The 1,222-nt window shown below is 64.2% G+C and carries 2 protein-coding genes; one reads left to right on the forward strand and one right to left on the reverse strand.

Features of this window, described 5'->3' with window-relative positions:
• The coding region (locus ACLQ24_RS29730; protein WP_425895053.1) for a hypothetical protein at window positions 1–253 on the forward strand (253 nt) is incomplete at its 5' end.
• A 169-nt stretch (window positions 254–422) separates the two neighbouring features.
• Here ACLQ24_RS29730 and ACLQ24_RS29735 read toward each other — a convergent pair.
• Window positions 423–911 carry a GNAT family N-acetyltransferase gene (locus ACLQ24_RS29735; protein ID WP_091592794.1) on the reverse strand — a complete coding sequence of 163 codons (489 nt, stop codon included), beginning with the start codon at window positions 909–911 and terminating at the stop codon, window positions 423–425.
• Window positions 912–1,222 lie beyond the last annotated feature (311 nt).

Below are 1,222 nucleotides of genomic sequence, written 5' to 3' on the forward strand. Positions count from 1 at the left end.
AATCCTTGTTCCGCAAGCCCGAAGTCCGCTACGCCGCCTCCTGACCATCAACTATTTGCCTTACGGGTCAATAACCGACCTCCTCAAGGCCCTGGACACCCTCGGCGAACACGAACAGGCCGCCCGCTTCGCCGAGGAGCACGAACGCGACCGCATCACACCCCACACGATGCGCCCCATCGTCGAACGCCCCCTACACCCCTCCGAGATACCCGTACGCGAGATCAAGGTCAGGAGCCGTTGGTGGTCCTGAAGGCGTTGCCCCAACTGATTCTGCTCGGATCAAGGACCTGAGGTCAGGCCCAGGGGTCCGGTCCGTCGCGATCGTCGCGACCGGCGACCGCTGGGGTGCCGAGAATCTGAGCACCGCCAGAGCGATACCTCATTCGCGCCCAGCTTCCGCTCAAATTTTGGCCGCTTAGCTATCGCAGGTGGCTTAGCAACTCGGCAAGCGGCGCGCCGTGAACGTCTTCAGGGTCACCGTTGATCAGCGGTGCGAGGCCACAGGATCGGAAGAAGGCCACTCGCTTCAGAACATCGTCATCGCTCTGATCAGGCGATAGGGCGACGAATGAACATCCTGCCAGGGCTGCCTGCTCGGCGAAGTAGCGCACCAGAGCTGTGCCGATGCCTTTCCGCTGCGCGTCGGGGCGGACCCCAATCAGGTAGATCCACGCGTGCGGCAAGGGGTGGTCCGGCTGCTCGATGCGCTCGTCGTACGTCGAGTCGAAGCGGCCTTCGACCAGGCCAAGAACCTCGTTCCCGTCGACCGCTACCCAGCTCGGCAGGGACGGTTCAGGGCCTCCCTCGGCGGCGTACTGGTAGTCCCAGCCCTCCTGATCGTGGCCCATGCCGTAGAGGATGTCCGCCATCTGCTGGTAGTCAGCGGGCTGGGACGTGCGGAGCAGCATCAGACCAGGGTACGTACGGCACGCCACCGCTCGTCGGCGCCGGCACCCTAGCCGGTTCTGCTCGACCTGACGTCCTACTCGGCCGGTCAACGACAGCCACGAAGACGAGGCATGCGGCGATCAGTTGATGATCAATCGGAAGGCTCGCTCGCGGCCTTATCTCGCGGGCCGCGAAAGTGTCAGGGGCGCGGTGTCTACTGGAGCCGCCCCTTTGCGGGGGCAACCGCTCGGACTTAGTACGGCAGCCGTACTTCGTGATCATGGCTGGAGTTCGAGGGTGAGGCGGCGGGCGTAGTGGGCTTGTTTGGCTC

This window comes from Micromonospora sp. DT4, from assembly GCF_049841675.1.
Taxonomy (GTDB): domain Bacteria; phylum Actinomycetota; class Actinomycetes; order Mycobacteriales; family Micromonosporaceae; genus Micromonospora.